A 20654-nucleotide genomic window follows, 5' to 3' on the forward strand; every position below is an offset into this window, starting at 1 on the left:
TTATAAATTATTCACTCCTTAAAATATACATCGGTTTCAGGCGGATGATGCGCCATACCTGCCGGGCAATCGTCCCGAAAGCGATACACATCAGTAGCACGAACGCCACCGCATAACTCCACCAGGGCAACGGGATATGAAACGCATAGCTTTCAAGCCAGCTATTCATCAGGAAAGCGGACACGGGAATACCTATCACGGACGCAAGTACCGTAAGAAGCAATAATTCACGCGTCAAAACTACAAAAAGATTCCTTTTACCCGCTCCCAGCACCTTACGTATTCCCACTTCCTTCACCCGCGAGAGGGTCGAGAAAAGCGTGATTACCCACAATCCCAGGCAGGCGACAAAGACGGCCAGCAAAGACGATGCGGCAAATATCCATCCGAAATTCCGGTCTTCCTTATACTGGTTCCTGTTGAAATCGTCGAGGAAGAAATAAGAGAACAACGAAGTCGGGAAGAAATCGCGATAGATTTGTTCTATCTCCGCCAGACGGACCGGACCGGCCACACCGTCCATGCGAATGGAAATATAAGGTGTCCCGATAATCGGAACGCGGTCTTTCAGGAAGAAGATGATTGGCTTATAAGGGACGGCCAGCGACTGCTGGTAATAGTTCCTCGCCACCCCTATCACCTGGAGAGGGTCTTGCAACACTTCCATCGTCAGCTGTTTGCCTAAAGCCGCTTCCGCAGAAGGGAAACCCAGGAGGCGGACGGCCTCTTCGTTCAGCACGACCTTATTCAGTTCATCTCCATACTCTTCCGAGAATCCCCTGCCGCAGACCATCTCCGGCGAATAGGTGGCCAGGTAATCGTAATCGACGGCGAACATCTGAATCAGTTTCACCTCGGACGGGTCGCTGCCGAACGGACGGTTGGCAAAATAATTGGCGACCTCCACCCCCGGCACGGCACCGGAAACAGTCACCTGGCGGACATACGTCTTCCGCTTCAGTTCTTTCTTGAAGCTTTCCATCCTGACGGACAGTTCATCTGTAAAAGAGGGATATTTCAATACGATGATCCGGTCTGTCCCGAGAGAAGCGGCCTCCTTCTGCATGTAGCGAACCTGGGAGATAACGACAAACGTGCCCGTTATCAAGATAAAGGAGGCGACAAACTGCACGACAATCAATGTTTTCCGCATCTTATTGCCTTTCCGGCTATGTAATAACTTCCCGCGTATGATATCCGACGGACGGATGCGTGTCAGCAGATAGGAAGGATATAAGCCGGTGAAAAGCGTCCCCAGCCCGGCAATAACCGCTACGGCCAGCCAGAACTGCGATTGTACTAATATATCGGCACCAAAATCATGTTCCGCCCAGGTATAGACAAGCGGCAGCAATACCTCCAACCAACCGAGCGCAATCAAGGTTGCCAGCAGGTTGACGATGCCGGCCTCCGTCAGTCCCTGCAACAGCATCTGACGACGGGAGGCACCGAAGGCTTTACGCACTCCGAACTCTTTTCCCCGTTCCAGGAAACGCGCCACCATCAGGTTCAACGCATTGACCCAGCCTGTCAGCAACAGGGCAATCGCCATCACCGAAAGGATATACACGGCGGTACGGCTGCCTTTCGTCTCCTTCTCATACGACTTCTGCGGAGTCAGGTGAATATCTTTCAATGGGATTAACTCCACCTTCCAGTCCTTATGCTTCAAAGCTGCGGTTTTGTATTTATCTGAAATAGCGGCAAAGGCGTTTTCTATATCTTCCGATTTTTTCCCCGGTTCCAGGCGGACATACGTATAGACGCCGTGAATATACCAAATATCCTGCCGTTCCTTCGGTATCGTGGAATAAGACAGCAGGAAATCATAATGCAGATGCGAATTGGCCGGCATATCGGCAATAATGCCTGTCACTTCGAAATGTTGTTCGGCTGTCGACGTGCGGAAGGTCAGGATTTTACCCAACGGCTCCGCCTCGCCGAAATAACGGTGGGCGGCACTTTCCGTCAGCACGGCGGTATTGGGACGGGTCAGCTGGCCGTCTCTCTCCCCTTTCAGAATAGGGAAACGGAAGAGGTCGAAAAAGGTTGGTTCGGCAAAACAATAGCGGCTTTCGGCGAACTGCTTATCCTGATAGGTAACCACCTGTTCCCGGTCCTGGGCGGTCAGCCGGACGAACTTTTCGATGCCCGGTATCTCCCGGCTCATCACCGGACCGTGGCCGAATGCGGTCGTCGCCCAATTATCCGTCAGCGTTGCTCCCTCATACAAACGGCTTTCGACACGGTACACGCGGTCGCCGTCATGGAAAGAGTCGTAGCTCAGTTCGAAACGGACATAGAGCAGAATCAGCAGGGCGGCAGAGATACACACCGACAGGCCGAAGATATTAATGACCGAAAGTGACTTGCGGGCGCGCTGGCTTTTTATGACTTGAGAGAGATAATCCATCTTTATCCTTTCTGTTATCTGATAATCAATCGTTCGTTTTCACCGAACAGTTCATAGCCGGAGATAATCACTTTCTCTCCCGGTTTCACTCCTTCGGTCACTTCATAATACTGCGGATTCTGGCGGCCTATCTTCACCGAACGGCGGCGAGCGACAGTCTCGTCCTCATCCACGACATATACATACAGGCCGCCGCTTGCCTGGTAGAAGCTGCCGCGGGGAATCAGGATGGCCTGTACGGGATCACCCAGTTGCAGGTTCAGGTGATAGGTCTGCCCGGCACGGATATTCTCCGGACGTCCTCCGGTAAAATGAAGGTCGGTACGGAACTGGCCGTCGCGCACTTCAGGGTAGACTTTCGTCACTTCCATGTCGTAGGTCTTTCCTTCACGCTCGAAGCTGGCGGGGAGGCCGGGCATCACCCGCTCCACATAATGTTCGTCAATCTTGGCCTCCACCTTCAGTTCGGGGGTGATGACCTGCCCGATACGTTCCCCCTGGGCGATAGACTGCCCTATCTGTGCTTCGAGATTACCCAGCTGGCCGCTGACGGGCGCTTTCACCTTCAGGTTCTCCAACCGTTCGCGGACGAGGGAGAGGCTCCGTTTCATGTTCCGGATATTCTCATCCAGGCTCTCCAACTGGCTGCTGCGGAAAAGGTCGTCCTGGCAGATACGCTGGTCTAGCACGACAAGCTGGTCGCGGGCACTTTCGTAGTCCTCCTTTGCCAGCAGGAAATCTTCACGCGCCAGGAGTTGTTTGTTATACAGGCGTTCGTATTGCCGGTAACGGCGTTCCTTCTGTACCAGTTCTTTGTTGAGGCTGATACGGTCCTGTTGCAGACGCAGATGTTCCTGTTCCATGCTGATGCGGGTGTTACGGAGTTCGTTCTCCTGATAAGCAAGGTCTGCCTCGCTTTGCAGGATACCGATATTCAGCAACGGGTTACTCAGGCGGAGGATAACATCACCGGCCTTGACCTGCGCCCCTTCTTCTATCAGGCGTTCTTCCACCCGGCCGCCCTCGATGGCATCGAGGTAGATGATACGGTCCGGGAGCACCTGCCCTATCACACGGATATAATCATTAAACTCACCCTGGACGATGGTGGAGATGGTCAGCCGTTCCTTGTCCACTTTCATGGAGGAAGAGGTATCGCGGAAAATAAAGTAAAGCAGGCAGACCAGGAGGAAAGTGCCTCCTGCCATCGCATACAGATGTTTCTTCTTCAAACGGGATTTCCGTTCGATAGGGGTGTCCATGTTGTTATTCATATCTGTTCTTTGTTGTTATTTTACTAAAAATGAACCGGTACGGTAGAACTCGACCATCCGGTGTTTCAGGTCATATTGCAGCCGGGTACGGGCCAGTTCTGCTTTGGCCTGGATATACAGGTTCCGTTTCTCCATCAGTTCGAAGACGGAAACCATGCCTTCCTCCCACTTCTCCTCGTTCTCTTTGAGGGTGGTTGCAGCTGCCTGCAATTGCAGTTTAGCCTGGTGATGTTCCTCTGCCGAAGCCTGTAAGGAAAGGCAGGCGTCTTCTATCTCCTTATATAAGGATATTCGTTGCTGGTCGTTGTTATTCCTTATCTGTTGCAGGCGGAAACGCTCTTTCCTGACTGCCGTAAAGCGGGACAAACCGCTGAATATAGGGAAAGATACCCGCAGACCTATATATTTGTTCCAATTGTTTTTCATCTGCTGCCCGAACGAGGAGATATGTCCGTCCGCATCGCGTTCCGTGTCATAGTAACTCGAATAAAGACTGAAATCCGCCCGGATGGAAGGCGAGAAAGCTCCCGACGCGATGGCAAGCGACTTTCGCGACGCCTGTTCCCGCAAATCCATCATCCGGAACTCGGGAAGCGTAGTCTCCGACTCTGCATACACTTCCGGAGCCGAATAACCGGCAAGAAGCGGCAACTCACCGTCATCCCCCTCTCTGTCACTAACGGATAAAGAGTCCGAATCGCGCATCTGCAACAACTCTTTTAGTGCAAGAAAAGAAAGACGCTCCGTCTTCTTCTTCACCGTCTCCTGATAAATATCGCTCTGCAAACGGGCTTTCACCTCCTGAAGGTCAGAGGGTGAACGAAGGCCGAGGTCCACATATTCAAGCATCTGCTCATGGTAACGCTCGCTTAGCTTACGTTGTTCGGCAGCCAGGGCACTCATCTTTCTGTCAAAGATATATACATAATAAGCATCCATCACCTCGAAAGCCACCCGGTTCTCCTCCGCTTTTCCGGCAACGCTGCTCAGTTGCCTGTTCAGCCGGGTGAACTGTGCCCGGTTGATACGTTTGAACCCGTCGAAAACAGGCAATGATATATCAACTCCCAGCGTACTTTCCACGAAGGAAGAGGTGGTATACAAATTCGTTTTCGGGTCGACCGAACGTCCCATCCGTTTCCCGAAAGCCCCGCTGGTACTGACCGAAGGCAGGAAATCTCCTATCGCCGCCGTAAAGTCTTCGCGAGCGATACGGGTATCCAACCGGCTGTTTTTCAGTGCCAGGTTCCTCTCCAGCGCATAGCGCATGCAAGAGTCGACACTCCAGGATTCCTGTGCACCTGCTCCCACTACCGAACCAAACAGCAACAGGCAGGCTAACCTCCATCCATATTTAATTGTTATTTGCATTTTCATCATGTACATGTAAAAGCAAAAGGCGTGCCACATTTCATACTGACTGATTATCATATTCCACAAAAGAAACAGCCTCGCAAAGTGTAAAATATATGGACGCCCGATTGTCAAAAATATGGACGCTGATGTGTCAATCATAAAAAAACAGGCCCTGCTTCTGTGCCGGATACGGGGCCAGCACAGTAGTGTTACCCTCACCAGCACTACTGTGCTGACTGCCTTAGCATACGAGTGCTAATCGGATTAGGACTATAGTGTTATATTATCCTGTTATTAGTGTCAAATATTTTGACGCTCATTTGCAAAGTACCCCGGAAGCCGATACCTTTACGGAAAAATTAATCGTATGCAAACCGGAACAGTTCTCATTGTAGATGATAATAAAAGTGTACTGACTTCGCTCGAATTATTGTTGGAAGATGAATTCGAACGGGTAGAGACCGCCTCCAACCCGAACAGCATCTTATCCGTGCTGGATACGATGCCGGTCGACCTTGTCATTCTAGATATGAATTTCTCCGCAGGCGTAAACACCGGAAACGAAGGCCTGTTCTGGCTACGCCGTATCCAGGAAATAGCCCCCGAACTGCCGGTCATCATGCTTACCGCCTACGGAGATGTGGAACTAGCTGTCAAAGCCTTGAAAAGCGGAGCCGTTGATTTTATACTCAAACCCTGGGACAACGAAGTCCTGCTCGAAAAGATACACGCCGCCTTACAAGCCGTAGAACGGGAAAAGGTCAAACAGAAGACCGATCGTAACCGACCCGACCGCCCTGTGGAGCCAGCCATGATCATCGGCCACTCCGCCGTTATGATGAAACTGATCAAGGTCGTGACCAAGGTTGCCAAAACGGATGCGAATATCCTTATCACTGGCGAGAACGGTACAGGTAAAGAAATGCTCGCCCGAGAAATACACCGCCTGTCGCTCCGCAGCCGCCGGGAAATGATCAACGTGGACATGGGAGCCGTCAGTGAATCCCTTTTCGAAAGCGAACTGTTCGGACATGAAAAAGGTGCCTTTACCGATGCCCGCGAAAGCCGGCCGGGTAAATTCGAGGCTGCCAGCGGAAGCACCCTGTTTCTGGATGAAATAGGCAACCTCCCGGTCGGCCTGCAAGCCAAACTGCTCGCCGCCCTGCAGAACCGCGAAGTCACCCGATTGGGAAGCAACCGTAAAATCCCGATCGACATACGTCTGATCGCCGCCACCAACCGCGACCTGCCGGAACTGGTGAAGCAATCTCTTTTCCGGGAGGATCTCTACTATCGCATCAACACCATACAAATAGAGATACCGCCTCTCAGGAACCGCCGGGAAGATATTCCCCTTTTCATCGACTACTTCCTGAAAAAGTATACGGCCCTGTACAACCAGCCTGGCCTGACCATCCATCCGCAGGCAGCCGCCAAACTGGAACGTTACGACTGGCCGGGCAACATACGCGAACTGCAACATACCATCGAGAAAGCAGTGATCCTGGCCGAGAAGAATGTAATCCGTGCCGCCGACCTCTTTATCCGTCCCGGAAAATCCGTCTCGTTCTCCGATACCCCCAACCTGGGGGAAGTGGAGCGCAAGACGATTGAGGCGGCTATTACCCAGAACGACGGCAACCTGACCGCTGCCGCCGAGCAACTGGGGGTAAGCCGGCAGACCTTATATAACAAACTAAAACGGTTCAACCTGTGAAACGAATGTTCAGCACACGCATCTATCTGAAGATAGTCTTCCAGGTCGCGGCCATCCTCCTTGTTGCCGGCGTGGGACTAACGGGTATTATCACCGGTAAAGCCATCATACTGGGATGCGTCACCCTACTGATCGCCTTATGGCTGGTCGGGATCCTCGTCTATTTCCTCAATACATCGAACCGCCGTATCCAACTGTTCCTCGATGCCATCGAAGACAATGAGTCGATGCTTTACTTCCCCGAAAACAGCGGACCGGAAGAACAACGCCGCCTGCATACGGCATTCAACCGCATCCACCGCCTGATGACGGAGAGCAAGCAGAAAGAGTTCGAACGCGAACTGTTACGGAAAGAATACGAGGCATACGACAAGTTGATGCACGTCCTGACCCACGAGATCATGAACTCGATCGCTCCGATCGTCTCCCTCTCAGGCACGCTCCTCTCCTATTACCGGAGCAACGACACGACGAAAAGCTGCGACGAGATCAACGACGCCACCATCCGGAAGACGGTCCGCGGACTGGATACGATCAAGAGCCAGGGACAGAGCCTTATGAACTTCACCAATTCATACCGCCAACTGGCACGGTTGCAGGCTCCCAATCCCAATCCGTTCTCCCTCTCCCGCCAGGTACGCAACATCGAACTGCTGTTCCAGTCGGACCTGCAACGTTTACAGATCGGTCTGACTGTTTACCTCTGCCAGGACGAAATAACAGTCAATGCCGATGAAGAACTGCTCTCACAGGTCTTGATCAACTTGTTGAAAAATGCGATGGAAGCATTGGAAGGACAGGATAACGGTGAAATCTCACTCACGGTAAAACAACCCGGCACCACGACCCTGATAGAAGTAACGGATAACGGGCCGGGCATCCCCCACGATATGCTGGAAGATATTTTCATTCCTTTCTTCACCACCAAGAACAAGGGTACGGGTATCGGCCTGAGCCTTTCACGCCAGATCGTACGGATGCATGGCGGCGAACTCCTGGTCAGTTCACAGCCTTACTCCGAAACACGTTTCACTCTCTCACTGCCTAACGCCGGGGAATTTCCACCCGCGAAGTAAGCGGGTAACGCAATCCTTTGGATGATTTGTAATAGACCTCGGCCGCTCCTATCTTCAGCTTGGCACGAATCTTGACCGGGATATGGTTTTCATCGTCCCCGATCCATATTTCGGCGGCCGCCTTGCTTTGGGTGAAAGCGTCGTCAAAAATATCGATATAGAAATGTCGGGTACGGTATTTCAGTGTCTCGTTGCGTTCCACGATCTGCTGCCCGGTATAGCGGAAACTGATGTTGATCCGGTCCCGTCCGATCACCACATGAAACGGAAATTCATCGCCCTGTTTCATGTTATCCCAGTCCAGCGAGCGGAGATACATGGTGGCACCCAGCATATCGAACATATATTGTTCGGAAACGATCATCGTGTCGATCTTCGTCCGTGAAGGCGTATAGCGATGGGAATGGGCCGAAGTCTTCCCTGTACTATAAGAGAACTTCAGGTCGTCGATCAGATAGTAGTCATTCTCATTCACCCGTTTCTCGCTACGGAGTAACAGCATCTCAGGCGTGAAATAGCAGTCGATCGTATCGCGCATGGAGAATATCTTCTCAAACATGCCGGAAGTTCGGAATAACAGGTTATAATGATAAGCCGGATTATCCTCATAGCGGGTATCTTTAATGGATAAGGTTGCCTGTCCGGCGCGTGGCATCAGAATACCCCATTTGAAGTACAATTCATATTGCACCTCCTCACCGGCATTGAACCGCTCTTTCACCGGAATAGTCTGCGCACCGGCCACTCCGGAAAGGAGCAACAACAGGACCGGCAGACATAAACCGGTTCCTTTAGAACGGCATGCCGATGCTGCCGCCCATACCGCTATTGCGCGAAGAAGACTTCTGTTGTCCTTCATCTTTGTAATTTCTTTTCTTCTTGGTTGCCTCTTTCGGCTTATTCTTTGTAATCTCGATAGGTTTCTGTTTTGCCCATGGGGTTGCCTTGACATTCCAAGTCTCTTCTACCTGCCAGTTCTGCAATACGTTGTACTGAACTGGCGAATAAAAGACTTCTTCCGGCTGGCGTTTATCGGCATAATTGCCGGTATCCCATTTGCCGTTGTCATTCAGGTCGACCACCAGGCGTGCGTAATACTTGTCCGGTTTCAGGTCCATGAAAAGGACACCGCCGTTCTTTACCTTCGCCTTCCGCACCGGGGCATCACTACCGTTCAGCAATTCCACATAAGCGGTCGTATCAATTCCTTCTACATTAATATATAAGTGTCCGTATTCATCCTCTTTCTTGATCTTGAACTCAGCCGAATACGGTTCGTTCCACTTGCCATAAAGACTGAAGATCGTTGCGGAGTCCACCGACAGGCGATACTCCTCGGCATATTTCCACGGACGGCGAATGAAGTAATTCAGGCTGTTGGCAGAGTCCGGGAAAAGCTCGAAATCAACCGGAGTCCATACCGTATCGACCTTCTGGTCCAAATAGAAGACTTCCTTCGGCAGTTCGAGGATCGGCTCATTGAACGTAACGGATACGGTATCGAACAAGTCCATCGAACCGGGCGCGTCGATCTGCATACCCAGGAAGACGATCGGTTCCGGCTCGTCATCTTTCTTCTTTTTCTTCTTTTCGGGACGGCGGCGCATCACAAACTGAAGCGTATCGGTTTGCGGTCGGAGAACGTTCAGCGAGTCGCTCTTCGGATACGACAGTTCCACCTGCAACGTATCTTGTTTCCATACCAGCGAATCGGTCAGCCAAAAATTAACGCCTTTTCCCGCCTCCGTTTCCTGTGTAAAGAACCAGTCAGGATTCTCCGGCGTAAAGTTAAGTGGCTTCGGAAGCGGTACGGTATCGAGCGGAGCGTTGAACCGTATGGTCAGCAAGTTTTCCTGCTGCCGCTCCGGTTTCAGCAGATACTGGCGCACGAAGTTTTCCTTGAACAGACGCAATTCGATATCATCCGGGAAATAACGCGTATAGGCAACCGTACGGATCGTATCGATAGTCAGGCTGTCTTTCCAAAGCGTATCCTGCCGGGTGGTCAACTCCAGCGAAGGGATGATAATGGAGTCGTTAAACGCAATCTCCTCGCCCGGCTGGTCGAATTTATAGTCGCGGTTGACATCGTTCAGACCGAAAATACGGTAACTGCCTGGAGAGATATTGCGAATGGTGAACTGTCCTTTATCGTTCGTGCGCGAAGTACGGTCGAAAGGCAGTTTCACAAATGCCGAATCCTCCAGGTTCTTATGCAGACCGATCGTGATACCGGGCATAGGTTCCAGGTTTTCGGCATTCAGCAAGATACCCGATACCTCCAGCGTATCGATCACATCACCGGTAGAGAAGGCAAAGGAGAAATTCTCGAATACATTCTTCTCGTTATTATCGGAGATCGAGTTGGTGAAGTCGATCGTATAAGTCGTATTTTCTTTCAGTGTATCTTTCAGTTCGACCACGACCTTCTTTCCCGCGGCACGGATCACAGGTAATTGCATCTGCGGCGGCGTGATGATTACATTCTCCGACGGCTTGTCCAGCTGAACCAGTTCATCAAACAGAATCTCCACCTTCTTCCCCTTATAATTCATCTGATTAGGGGCAGGCAGACTGCTTATGAATTTAGGGGGGGTCTCGTCGTAAGGTCCCCCGTTCGGAGAAGCCATATTGGCACACGAATACATGGTTACCAACAGAAACACTCCGCACAGTACCAGCAATAAATCTTTTATATATCTGTTACCCATTCAATCGCTTTTTAATCAGATGGCAAAAATAGGGAAAAATCCGGTGACTAATAGTGATATATACGCTAAATAAGAAATCTTTGCATTCTATAAAGAGGGAATACCCCGTTTCAGATACCTGTACCCGATCCGGCAATACAAACATTTCTTCTTCTCGCAATACTCCCGTTTCAATTGAATCAGCGCCTGACTGTCGCCTGCATGGCAGACTTTTATCCCTGCCCGGCTAAAACCCGAAACAATCGTATTCTTCTCCGGAGGAAGATTTTCAAGGATACGGATTGCACGCTCGCAGTATTCGGGTTGCTTATTCCTGACTCCGTAAGCGAAAAGAATGGGAACTACCGTATTTATCAACAATATACACAAAGAATTCTCCCCGACTGTTTTCTCTTTTATAGCGGAAGCGCTCCGGAAATGATAATGCGTCTCCCAATAAGCGGAAGGTGTGACACGCAGACATTGCTTAATCTCACCGATACTGCCTGCCGTCAGGATAACAGAAAACAAGGTATCGTATTGCATCCAGACAGCCGCCAGTTGCGCCAACTTCAGACAGGGGAAATTGATGGGCCGGGTACGAAGGTTCCTGAATTGAGAACAGTCCAGCGGAGTCAATCCGAATTTATAGCGAAGAAACTGATACTCACGTTGCAGCAAACGATAATAAGGGCAATCGATCGCTTCATTCAGCATCCCGGCCTGTCCGAACAGCATCGCTTCGACCTGCGAACTGCTGCCGCGTTGCTTCTGAATATACCTGAGCGGTAAGCTCTTGGCAAGACGCTCGAAGATGTCGTTATTCACACCGAAACCGAAATTGCGGGTTAAAGTAATATAAAAGACTTCGTTCCAGTCACCGGCATACTGGTCCAGCAAACGGAATATATCGGCCGTTTTCCGTTCCAGCCGTTCGCCGAGCAGAGCCCCCAGCCACGATGTAATGTGAACGGGCTCCATTTGAGGGATATATCCGGCACAGGGAAGAGAGTTGTCATGATGGAGCAACCAGTCGATATTCCGCACAACCGACTCCGGCACTGCCAGTTCCATTTGCGGAATAACCTCTCCGTTCATCCGGTAAACGATACAGTCCGACACCTCCACAATATGGAGAACAACGGCATCATAAGCCTTGTCCTTATCATGGCGATGAAGCAGCCAGTCGGAGGCTTTGTCATGGATTTCAACACACCCGGCCCACAAAGTACCGTCTATTTTCATCTTTGCATTGAAGAAGTCCGGGCCCGCGTCGGTATTGGGTGTTCCGGGGTCAATGACCGATACTGTACGTCCGTCAGTAGTAAGAAGCGAAGTCGTTGGATACAGTCTGTATTTCCAAACATAATGTAATAAACGTTCCATATTCTTTTCAGAGTTAAGATTTATGCCACAAATCTAATTCATTTTCTTTATATTTGCACCCCTGAAGGCTAAGTTATTAGCTTATTTATTCATTTTATTCTGAAAAGATTATGAAGATTGCACTTATCGGTTACGGAAAGATGGGTAAAACCATCGAGCAGATTGCATTGAACAGAGGACACCAAATCGTCTCTATCGTAGATATAAACAACCCGGAAGAATTTCAGTCAGATAATTTCAAGAGCGCAGATGTAGCCATCGAGTTCACGACTCCGGCCACGGCATTCGACAATTATATGAAGAGTTTCGCTGCCGGCGTTCCCGTTGTTTCCGGCACAACCGGCTGGCTGGACCGTATCGGCGAAATAAAAGAGAAATGTGAAAAGGAAGGCAAGACATTCTTCTACGCTTCCAATTTCAGCATCGGAGTAAATATCTTTTTCGCCCTCAACAAGTACCTGGCGAAAATCATGAATAATTTTCCTTCCTACAATATCAGCATGACGGAAACGCACCATATCCACAAACTGGATGCTCCGAGCGGTACCGCTATCACACTGGCAGAAGGAATCATTGAAAACGTAGACCGAAAAGACCGTTGGACACTGGAAACAGCCGAACAGCCAACCGACCTGCCAATCCACGCCATCCGCGAAGGCGAAGTGCCGGGCATCCACGAGGTGACCTATGAGTCGGATGTCGACTATATCAGTATCAAACATGACGCCAAGAGCCGCGCAGGTTTCGCACTCGGCGCTGTCGTTGCCGCTGAATTTACCGCCGGGAAGAAAGGCTTTCTGGGTATGGACGATATGCTTAAATTTTAATTCCACATTAGTCAGCAAATGAAACAAATTTCCAAGAAACAATGGATTAAGTTCGGCATCTCTGCCGTGCTGTATATACTCTTTTCAATCTGGATGCAGAACCTCTGGTTGTTGCTCGGGTTGATTGTACTCGTAGATATTTTCCTGACAAAATATATTCCCTGGGGAGCCTGGAAACGGTCAAAGAACCCGGCGGTACGAAATGCGTTGGAATGGGTGGACGATATCCTGTTCGCGCTGATTGCCGTCTATTTCATTAATCTGTTCATCTTCCAGAACTACCAAATTCCGAGTTCTTCGTTGGAGAAATCTTTGTTGGTAGGCGATTACCTGTTTGTAAGCAAGCTGAGTTACGGTCCGCGTGTCCCGAACACGCCGCTGTCGTTTCCACTGGTACAGAACACGCTGCCGTTCTTCAACTGTAAATCGTATCTGGACTGGCCGGAATGGGGTTACAAACGGGTAAAAGGTTTCGGTCATGTAAAACGCAATGATATCGTAGTGTTCAACTTTCCTGCCGGCGACACGGTTGCCCTGAAACAGCAGAATCCGAGCTACGACGAACTGGTTATGCAGCACGGACGTGAACGCATCTGGATGGATAAAAATACCTTCGGGGATGTAGTCTACCGTCCTGTAGACAAACGTGAAAACTATGTGAAACGTTGTATCGGTATGCCGGGCGACACCATAGAGATACGCGACAACCAGGTATATATCGATGGTAAAGCGGCTGAGAATCCGGAGAATATGCAGTTCTGTTATTACGTCGAAACGGATGGTTCCCCTATCACGGAAGAACAGTTCCGCCTGATGAATGTAAGCAAAGAAGACCGGGTACTAGTCTCCAACAACGGATATTACCAGGATTTAATGTCTTTCCTCGGCTTCGAATCGATTGCCCCCGGACAGTACAATCCGGTCTATCGCATGCCGCTGACCAAGAAAGCACTGGCGATAGCCGAGAAACTGCCTATAGTGAAAAAGATTGTAATCGAACCGGATGCATTTTCGGGGTTGACTTATCCGGCATGGTATGAAACAGGTTGGACACGCGACAACTACGGTCCTCTGTGGATTCCGAAGAAAGGGGCGACAATACCGCTGAACGAACGTAACATCGCTCTATACGGCCGTTGCATCAAAAACTACGAAAACAATACACTGGAAGAAAAAGACGGTACATATTATATCAACGGAAAGCCGGAAACAGACTATACATTTAAATATGATTATTACTGGATGATGGGCGACAACCGTCACAACAGTGCCGACAGCCGCTCCTGGGGATTTGTTCCGGAAGACCATATCGTAGGAAAGCCTATCCTTATCTGGTTGTCACTGGATAAAGACCGCAGCCTGTTCGACGGTGGTATCCGCTGGAACCGTCTGTTCCGCATGGTGCATCCGAATTAAGAATAATGACAAAGCGCTCCTTCATATCCGCAGTAAAATGGCTGGTGACAATCGTGTTGCTGGTGGGGGGCGTTATGGTAATCCGTTATTTCTGTATGGAGTCGTATCGCGTGTCGACCGACTCCATGGAAGTTGCCCTGCACAAAGGCGATTATATGCTGGTGAACAAGCTCCCGCAAAAAGACAACCCAGGGCGCAACCGGGTAGTTTTATTTACCAGTCCGCTGCTGAAAGATACGACATCGAGCCCGTTATTTCTGAGCCGTTGTATCGGTATGCCGGGCGACACAATCCGGATTAGTAATGACGGATACCGGGTAAACGGAAGGCTGATACCTCATTCCCCCCGGTCACTCAATACTTATATCGTGACACAGGCGGCACAGGAGGAAGTACTGGCGGCACAGAAGAAACTGAATATCCCGCTCAGAGAGATGAAAGAAGAACCGTTCGGCATCTCCTTCAACCTGACTTCCTTTGAGGAATATCAGATACGAGAAGAATTATCGGAAGATGCCAACATCCGTTTCCTTAAAAACCCAATGGATACGTACGAACTGGTCGTTCCCCAAAAAGGCAGAGTCTACCGCCTCAATGCCGCTGCACTCACCGCCTGCCGTGAAGCCATCCGGGCCGAAGCCGGCGACAAGGCCGTGTTCCGTGACGGGAAGTTATTCCTGGACGGCCGGGAGACAGATTTCTTCTTCTTCAACCAGGATTATTACTGGATGCTTTCCGATAATGCCAACGAAGCGGTGGATTCGCGTCACCTCGGATTCATCCCACGCAACCATATCATTGGAAACGCCTGGCTCTGCTGGTACAGCAAAGACCGGCAACGAATTTTTAAACCCGTAAACTAATCATGCAACCTGTATATATTTCTTCGGCCTACCTGGGCCCGGTACAACAATACTGCAAACTCTACCAATTTGAAGAGGTACGGATAGAAACAGCCGAAAACTATCTGAAACAAACCTATCGCAACCGCTGTACAATCGCGGCTGCCAACGGTCCGCTGTCACTCTCCGTCCCCATCGTCAAGCCCGACACGCTGAAATGCCCGACGAAGGATATCCGCATATCCGACCACGGGAACTGGCGCCACCTGCATTGGAATGCACTGGTCTCGGCTTATAATATGAGTCCGTTCTTTGAGTATTATGAGGAAGATTTCGCACCGTTCTACGAGAAGAAATATGAGTTCCTGTTTGATTTCAACGAGGAGCTGCGCATGCTGGTCTGCCGGCTGCTGGACCTGCAACCGAACGTTGTTTATACGGAAACTTACATGCCGGAAGTATCGAACGATTTCCGGGAAATTATCCGCCCGAAACACGAAGGGGAAGATTCCGCCTTTTTCCCGCAACCCTATTACCAGGTATTCCGGGATAAATTCGGATTCCTCCCCAACTTAAGTATCGTAGACTTACTATTCAATATGGGACCGGAAGGAATACTCGTCCTGCGGGATTCCATCGCCCACCGATAGCAGTTACTTGTTCAGGTCTTCAAAAAGGAACTTACCAACGCTGAACTTCACACTCAGACGTTTCGGGATAATAACAACCTCACCTGTCTTGGGATTGCGGGCCGGACGACTGTTCTGCTCTCTTGGAGAAAGAGTTCCAAAGCCTTTCAGCACTATCGGATCCCTCTGGCGAAGTGCATTAGTCGCAACAGAACAAAATGCTTCAAGCATTGCATCTACATCTTTCTTACTACAACCACTTTCAGCAGCTATAGCTGCAATTAAATCTGACCGTTTCATTTGCTTTTATTATTAAATTACTACCATCCATCAACTAAATAGGCACTGATGAATCAATTTCGAACAATCTCCTGAATAACTTGATTTTTAATGGGAGCAAACGTACTCAAAATTATTATCATATACAATATAAAAGCAATTATCGGCTCATTATTCTTGCATTTTTTTCAGATTGGGCTAATTATAACCGGAAGTGAGCGGCGACATCCGGTTATAATATAGTATATCAACCGTTTTCAGAGTTATATTCTATTTGTAGTCAGTATTCCGGATTGCCTCCAGCAGCTTCTCCATATCTTCTGGAAACACATCGCCGATATTACCGATACGGAAAGTATCCGCATCGGATATTTTACCCGGATAAATCACAAATCCTTTCTGCTTCAGAGCAGCATAGAATGCGTTAAAATCAAACCCGGCATGCGGATAAAGGAATGAAGTGATAATCGGTCCCTGGGAAGCATCGGGAAGCAAGGTCTTGAAACCTTGTGCACGCATTCCGTCAACCAATGTACGGTGGTTCTTTTTATAACGTTCGTAACGGGCGACAATACCTCCTTCTTCGTTCAGCTCTTTCATAGCCTGGTAAAAGGCACGGACTACATGTGTGGGAGACGTGAAACGCCATTTACCTCCACCCTTCTCCATCGTTTCCCACTGGTCATAGATATCCAGTGACAATGAACGGGCCACACCCTTGCAAGCCATCAGCTTTTCCCTCTTTGCAATGATAAAACCGAAACCGGGAACTCCCTGGATACATTTATTGGCACTACTCACCAGGAAGTCGATATCCAGCTTCTTCATGTCGATAGGTACACCGCCAAAGCTGCTCATGGCATCGACAATAAAAGTGATACCCTTGCCGCGAATGACTTCCGCCACCTCTTCAATCGGGTTCAGCAGGCCGGTCGTCGTTTCGCTGTGTACCATCGAAAGATGAGTAATGCCCGGATTCTCTTCAAGGGCACGGCGGGCAACTTCGCCTGTTATCAGTTCTGTTTCGTGCAAAGAGACCAGGACATGGTCGATATGGTAATATCCGGCAATCTGCGCCATACGTTTCCCGTAAGCGCCATTGGCAAGGATAAGCAATTTGTCGGTCGGTTTCACGGCGGCTCCGATGGTTGCTTCCACACAGTAGGTTCCGCTGCCTTGCAGGAGCACATCAGTATATTCGTTTTCATCCAGTCCGGCGATAGCCAGCAGACCTTTACGGATTGGGGTTACGATTCCTCCATTATAATCTTTATCCCAGGTACACCAATCCTGGAGCATGGCTTCGCGCACGGTCTGTGACGTACTTAATGGGCCAGGTGTCAGTAAAAGATAATTTCTCATATTTAATGATAGCTATTATATCCTTATTTTATCTGTTAATTTTCTCAATGCAAGCTGGAAGTTCCGTGATGTTGTCCAATACGAAATGGGCACCGGCAGCCAACATGCGTTCACGTACTTCGTGTTTCAGTCCGGCCAGTTCGTCGGCAGAGCGGCGGTTGTATTCTTCTTCCGAAAGCCCCATCTCGTTGCTTCCCGTTATAAGACCGACAGTCCATACTTTCGCATTCACTCCCTCTTTAATATCGGCAATCGTATCGCCCACCTTCACCACATTATCCACCGACGGGATAGCCAGGTCAATCATATTCTTATAAATCATATAGGGAGCCGGACGGCCTGCGGGGACATCATCGGGAGTCACCAGGTTGTCCACCACATAACCTTTTGCGGCGGCACCCGGACGAACCACGTCCATCATAGCTTGCGTATAGCCGGTTGTCGAACCAATCTTCAGTCCGTCTTCACGTAACAGTCGGATAATATCCAATACACCGGGTATCGGAGTCGTAAAGTTTTTCAGGGAAGCGAACAGATGCTTTTCGAAACTCTGATACATCTCGTTCACGTCGTCCATATTCCAGTCGCGGCCATAACGTGCACGGAATTTATCATTCACCTCCGGCATATTCAGAATAGCCTTGATATGGTCTATCTTAAGAAGTCCCATCGGCTCACGTGCCTGACGGTAAGTAATGTCTATTCCTTTTTCTTCCGAAAAGACTTTCAGGAAGGCGTTCAAAGGAGCGAAACAACCAAAATCGACGGCCGTTCCGGCCCAGTCCATAATTACACACGAAATCTTCTTCATAACTTTATATACTAGTTTTTATTATTTCTCTCAGGCTACGGTGATGGCATTCTGCGGAGTGGCTTCAAGTGTCTCTTCCCTGGCGGCTGTCATACCCGTTTCTTTACGGAAACGTTGATGCAAATATACGAAAGAACAGATGAAAGTGATACAACAAAAGATGCCAACATAACCGGCTAGTTGACTATAAAATACCGCCCAATTAATATGGGGGTTACAAAACTCTTTCAGGATAAGAACCAATACGGTTCCGGTGTATCCCAGGAAGTCTGTCGTCACAATAAAGAACCCTACATTTCCACGTATCTTGAAACAGGCGATGAACCGGTCGAAAAAGATAGTCTGGAAAGTCAGATAGGCAATATACAGGCACAGGCTCTGAATAAACAGCCATGTCACAGGCGACAGACGGAACCGGTCCTGCCCGAAAGAAACGACCGACATCGCAATCATCCCCATGATGATAAGACCGAACAGGACGGACAATGCCTTCAGATTGTCTTTCACAAAGACCATCAAACCGAATATCCCCAGGATAATCAACGTCACCACACTGTCAATCTGGGCAAAAAGCCAGGGGGAATAAGCAGTGACATCTATGATATTCACCAGGAAATCTTCTTTTATATCCCGCAGGACCACAATCGCTATGTTTGCCACGAAAAGCATACTGAGGAAAGGCATAAAGCTCTTAAACAACTCCCAGCGTTGCTGTCCGTTCAACGTTTCGCGTTCAGACTTCATGGCGATGTCTTCTTTGTTAGGCTCCGGAAGTTTGTTCAGCGCACAACCGAGCAACAACAAGAGGGGAAGCGCAACGCCACCAATCAGGGCCGGCATCCAGAACTCGTTCACATGGAGATGGTTCATGACATACAACCCGACCGACTTGGCCGTACCCGAACTAATCACCATACTGACTCCCAGCAGGCTTGCCAGAATATCCGTCACCCGGCGTCCTTCGATAAAACTGAAAATGACTCCCCACATACATCCCAGCGACAACCCGTTCAGAAACATGGCTGCCACATTGAACGGCGTGGAAAGCAATCCGAATAAAATAAGCGAAGACTCCGCCAGCAACACAGAAGTGAGGATAAACTTAAACCGTTCTTCCGGTTTCAACTCGGAAATCAGCTTAATCCCTATGAATTTGGAAATAACATATCCCAGTATCTGTGAGATTGTCACCACCACTTTATAATCCAAATCGAAGAATTCCGCATTTTCAAAGGAGGCAGCCGTAAAAGGTTTACGTAGTGCATATACTAAAGAATAGGATAACAAGGCGGCACCTCCGGCCCAAAGGATAAAAAGAAAATCGGAAAGACGTTTCCGGGTTGTTTCGTTGATATGTAACAAATTATTCATCATGCTGTCGTTTTGTTTTCGACGGCAAAAGTATCCCGGAGATGTTACAGGAATATTACTGAACACATGAATATGTATTATTAATATATAACTAAATATCAATAAATTATAAAGAAATATTTATGTAACATTCATGTAACGGAAATGCAACAAACGGGGCGTTATTTTGTATTGTATTAAAGAAAATGTTACATGATGAATGACTTCTCAGAACTCTACAAAAGGATTGAATATTTAAGGAACAACGGTACGAAGATGAAAGAAATAGCCGATTGGGTGGGAATGGCTCCGAGCGTATTGTCATCGCTCTATACGACCGTCTTGCCCGCCTATTTTGAATCGGCCAAAACAATGCCTCAAGAAGAGGCGCTCGACCAGGCGCTATCGCTGGTTAATAACGTATCCAAAAGAAAACTGCTTTCGGGACTGGAAGACACGCTGAACCGGCTCGACGAACTGGAACCGGCGGCATTGCACACACAGAAAGGGATTCCTTTCATCGAGTTGCTCAATGAGGAATTATCTCTTTCCACCCGGAAGACGACCAACATCTGCGGGTTATATACCAGCTATAGCCTCTCCTCCTCCAGCGATTGCCTGAAATGCGAACCTTATATAATCACATTGTCCGACAATAAGGACCATCTCCGTATCGGCCGGCTCAATGCATACGATGAAGCGCAATGGGGCATCGGGGTAAACGGGGACCCTCAAAACTTTTATTGCATGTTCAGTGAAAATCCGGTTCCCCCGTTAACGCTGGTTACTGTCTATCTGCAAATTCCCATGTTCAAAAATCCCCGCCAGCTACGCGGTTTATATCTGGGACTGGATTACAACCGCAATCCGGTCGCCCGCCGTATCGTCCTCATAAAGGAATCGGAAAGTACGGACATCGCAGAGTTTCTGGCAATGAAAAACGGCCTGATAGCCAAAGAAGACTTCACGCCCGAACAACAATCCTATTACGACTACACCTGCCAGACCGGCGATTGCATCAAAATGTGCACCGTCCCTTCTCTCCGCATGGACGAAAGCGACTTGATAAAAGAAAAGAAGATGCTGGCATTATAAAGCCGGCATCTTCTTCCCTGACAGTTCCTTTATAAACTCCTTATAGTTTCCTTACAGTTTCCTGAAACAGGAACTACGAGGAAACTGTAATCGACTAGCGAATAACATTATAAGGCATTTTGCCCCGGTGC

General features: G+C 49.1%; 17 protein-coding genes. 7 read left to right on the forward strand and 10 right to left on the reverse strand.

Annotated elements, in window-relative coordinates; translation table 11 throughout:
• Positions 1-7: 7 nt before the first annotated feature.
• The 3 genes from K6V26_RS21660 to K6V26_RS21670 are packed head-to-tail and all read right to left on the reverse strand — an operon-like array spanning position 8 to position 5058.
• Complete coding sequence (locus K6V26_RS21660) at positions 8-2413, reverse strand: ABC transporter permease (protein ID WP_224263825.1); 2406 nt, start codon at positions 2411-2413, stop codon at positions 8-10.
• Between the two features lie 14 nt (positions 2414-2427).
• Positions 2428-3675 carry an efflux RND transporter periplasmic adaptor subunit gene (locus K6V26_RS21665; RefSeq protein ID WP_195585175.1) on the reverse strand — a complete coding sequence of 416 codons (1248 nt, stop codon included), beginning with the start codon at positions 3673-3675 and terminating at the stop codon, positions 2428-2430.
• Between the two features lie 27 nt (positions 3676-3702).
• Positions 3703-5058, reverse strand: a complete 1356-nt coding sequence (locus K6V26_RS21670) for a TolC family protein (protein ID WP_224263826.1) — start codon at positions 5056-5058, stop codon at positions 3703-3705.
• A 352-nt stretch (positions 5059-5410) separates the two neighbouring features.
• Between K6V26_RS21670 and K6V26_RS21675 the strand changes: the two genes are divergently transcribed.
• Positions 5411-6760 (forward strand): sigma-54-dependent transcriptional regulator, encoded by a 1350-nt coding sequence (locus K6V26_RS21675; RefSeq protein WP_195436900.1) that lies wholly within the window; start codon positions 5411-5413, stop codon positions 6758-6760.
• A 5-nt stretch (positions 6761-6765) separates the two neighbouring features.
• Complete coding sequence (locus tag K6V26_RS21680; RefSeq protein WP_224265866.1) at positions 6766-7836, forward strand: sensor histidine kinase; 1071 nt, start codon at positions 6766-6768, stop codon at positions 7834-7836.
• Here K6V26_RS21680 and K6V26_RS21685 read toward each other — a convergent pair.
• The 3 genes from K6V26_RS21685 to K6V26_RS21695 all read right to left on the reverse strand — a co-directional run bounded on the left by K6V26_RS21685 (position 7805) and on the right by K6V26_RS21695 (position 11912).
• Entirely contained in the window at positions 7805-8695 is an 891-nt protein-coding gene (locus K6V26_RS21685; RefSeq protein WP_224263827.1) for a DUF3108 domain-containing protein, read from the reverse strand. The two genes, K6V26_RS21680 and K6V26_RS21685, sit on opposite strands and share 32 nt — an antisense overlap.
• A complete protein-coding gene (locus tag K6V26_RS21690; RefSeq protein ID WP_195585120.1) occupies positions 8628-10547 on the reverse strand; it encodes an Ig-like domain-containing protein in 1920 nt (639 codons plus the stop codon). Before K6V26_RS21690 ends, K6V26_RS21685 begins: the two co-directional genes overlap by 68 nt.
• An 87-nt stretch (positions 10548-10634) precedes the next feature.
• Positions 10635-11912: a DUF2851 family protein gene (locus K6V26_RS21695; RefSeq protein WP_195436901.1), complete on the reverse strand. Its 1278-nt coding sequence runs from the start codon at positions 11910-11912 to the stop codon at positions 10635-10637.
• 110 nt (positions 11913-12022) lie between these two features.
• On the opposite strand from K6V26_RS21695, the gene dapB reads away from it, so the two are divergent.
• Genes dapB through K6V26_RS21715 form a run of 4 tightly spaced genes read left to right on the forward strand, consistent with a single transcriptional unit; the run spans position 12023 to position 15647 of the window.
• Positions 12023-12739, forward strand: coding sequence for a 4-hydroxy-tetrahydrodipicolinate reductase (gene dapB, locus K6V26_RS21700; protein ID WP_224263828.1), 717 nt, complete (start codon positions 12023-12025; stop codon positions 12737-12739).
• 18 nt (positions 12740-12757) lie between these two features.
• A complete protein-coding gene (lepB, locus tag K6V26_RS21705) occupies positions 12758-14155 on the forward strand; it encodes a signal peptidase I (protein ID WP_224263829.1) in 1398 nt (465 codons plus the stop codon).
• A gap of 5 nt (positions 14156-14160) precedes the next feature.
• The gene (gene lepB, locus K6V26_RS21710; RefSeq protein ID WP_224263830.1) at positions 14161-15018 is read left to right on the forward strand and encodes a signal peptidase I; all 858 of its coding nucleotides are present in this window, start codon (positions 14161-14163) and stop codon (positions 15016-15018) included.
• Between the two features lie 2 nt (positions 15019-15020).
• On the forward strand, positions 15021-15647 hold the full coding sequence (locus tag K6V26_RS21715) for a WbqC family protein (RefSeq protein WP_224263831.1): 627 nt from the start codon (positions 15021-15023) through the stop codon (positions 15645-15647).
• 3 nt (positions 15648-15650) lie between these two features.
• Here the strand turns inward: K6V26_RS21715 and K6V26_RS21720 are convergent, their stop codons facing one another.
• From K6V26_RS21720 to K6V26_RS21735, 4 genes are all read right to left on the reverse strand, one after another.
• Complete coding sequence (locus K6V26_RS21720; protein WP_009860641.1) at positions 15651-15926, reverse strand: HU family DNA-binding protein; 276 nt, start codon at positions 15924-15926, stop codon at positions 15651-15653.
• Positions 15927-16175: 249 nt separating this feature from the next.
• A complete protein-coding gene (phnW, locus tag K6V26_RS21725) occupies positions 16176-17267 on the reverse strand; it encodes a 2-aminoethylphosphonate--pyruvate transaminase (RefSeq protein ID WP_010801321.1) in 1092 nt (363 codons plus the stop codon).
• Positions 17268-17295: 28 nt separating this feature from the next.
• A complete protein-coding gene (gene phnX / locus K6V26_RS21730) occupies positions 17296-18078 on the reverse strand; it encodes a phosphonoacetaldehyde hydrolase (RefSeq protein WP_009860639.1) in 783 nt (260 codons plus the stop codon).
• 30 nt (positions 18079-18108) lie between these two features.
• Positions 18109-19449 (reverse strand): DUF5690 family protein, encoded by a 1341-nt coding sequence (locus K6V26_RS21735; protein ID WP_224265867.1) that lies wholly within the window; start codon positions 19447-19449, stop codon positions 18109-18111.
• A gap of 195 nt (positions 19450-19644) precedes the next feature.
• On the opposite strand from K6V26_RS21735, the gene K6V26_RS21740 reads away from it, so the two are divergent.
• The gene (locus K6V26_RS21740; protein WP_224265868.1) at positions 19645-20523 is read left to right on the forward strand and encodes a hypothetical protein; all 879 of its coding nucleotides are present in this window, start codon (positions 19645-19647) and stop codon (positions 20521-20523) included.
• The last annotated feature ends 131 nt before the right edge of the window (positions 20524-20654 follow it).

The organism is Parabacteroides goldsteinii, assembly GCF_020091425.1.
Lineage (GTDB): Bacteria > Bacteroidota > Bacteroidia > Bacteroidales > Tannerellaceae > Parabacteroides > Parabacteroides goldsteinii.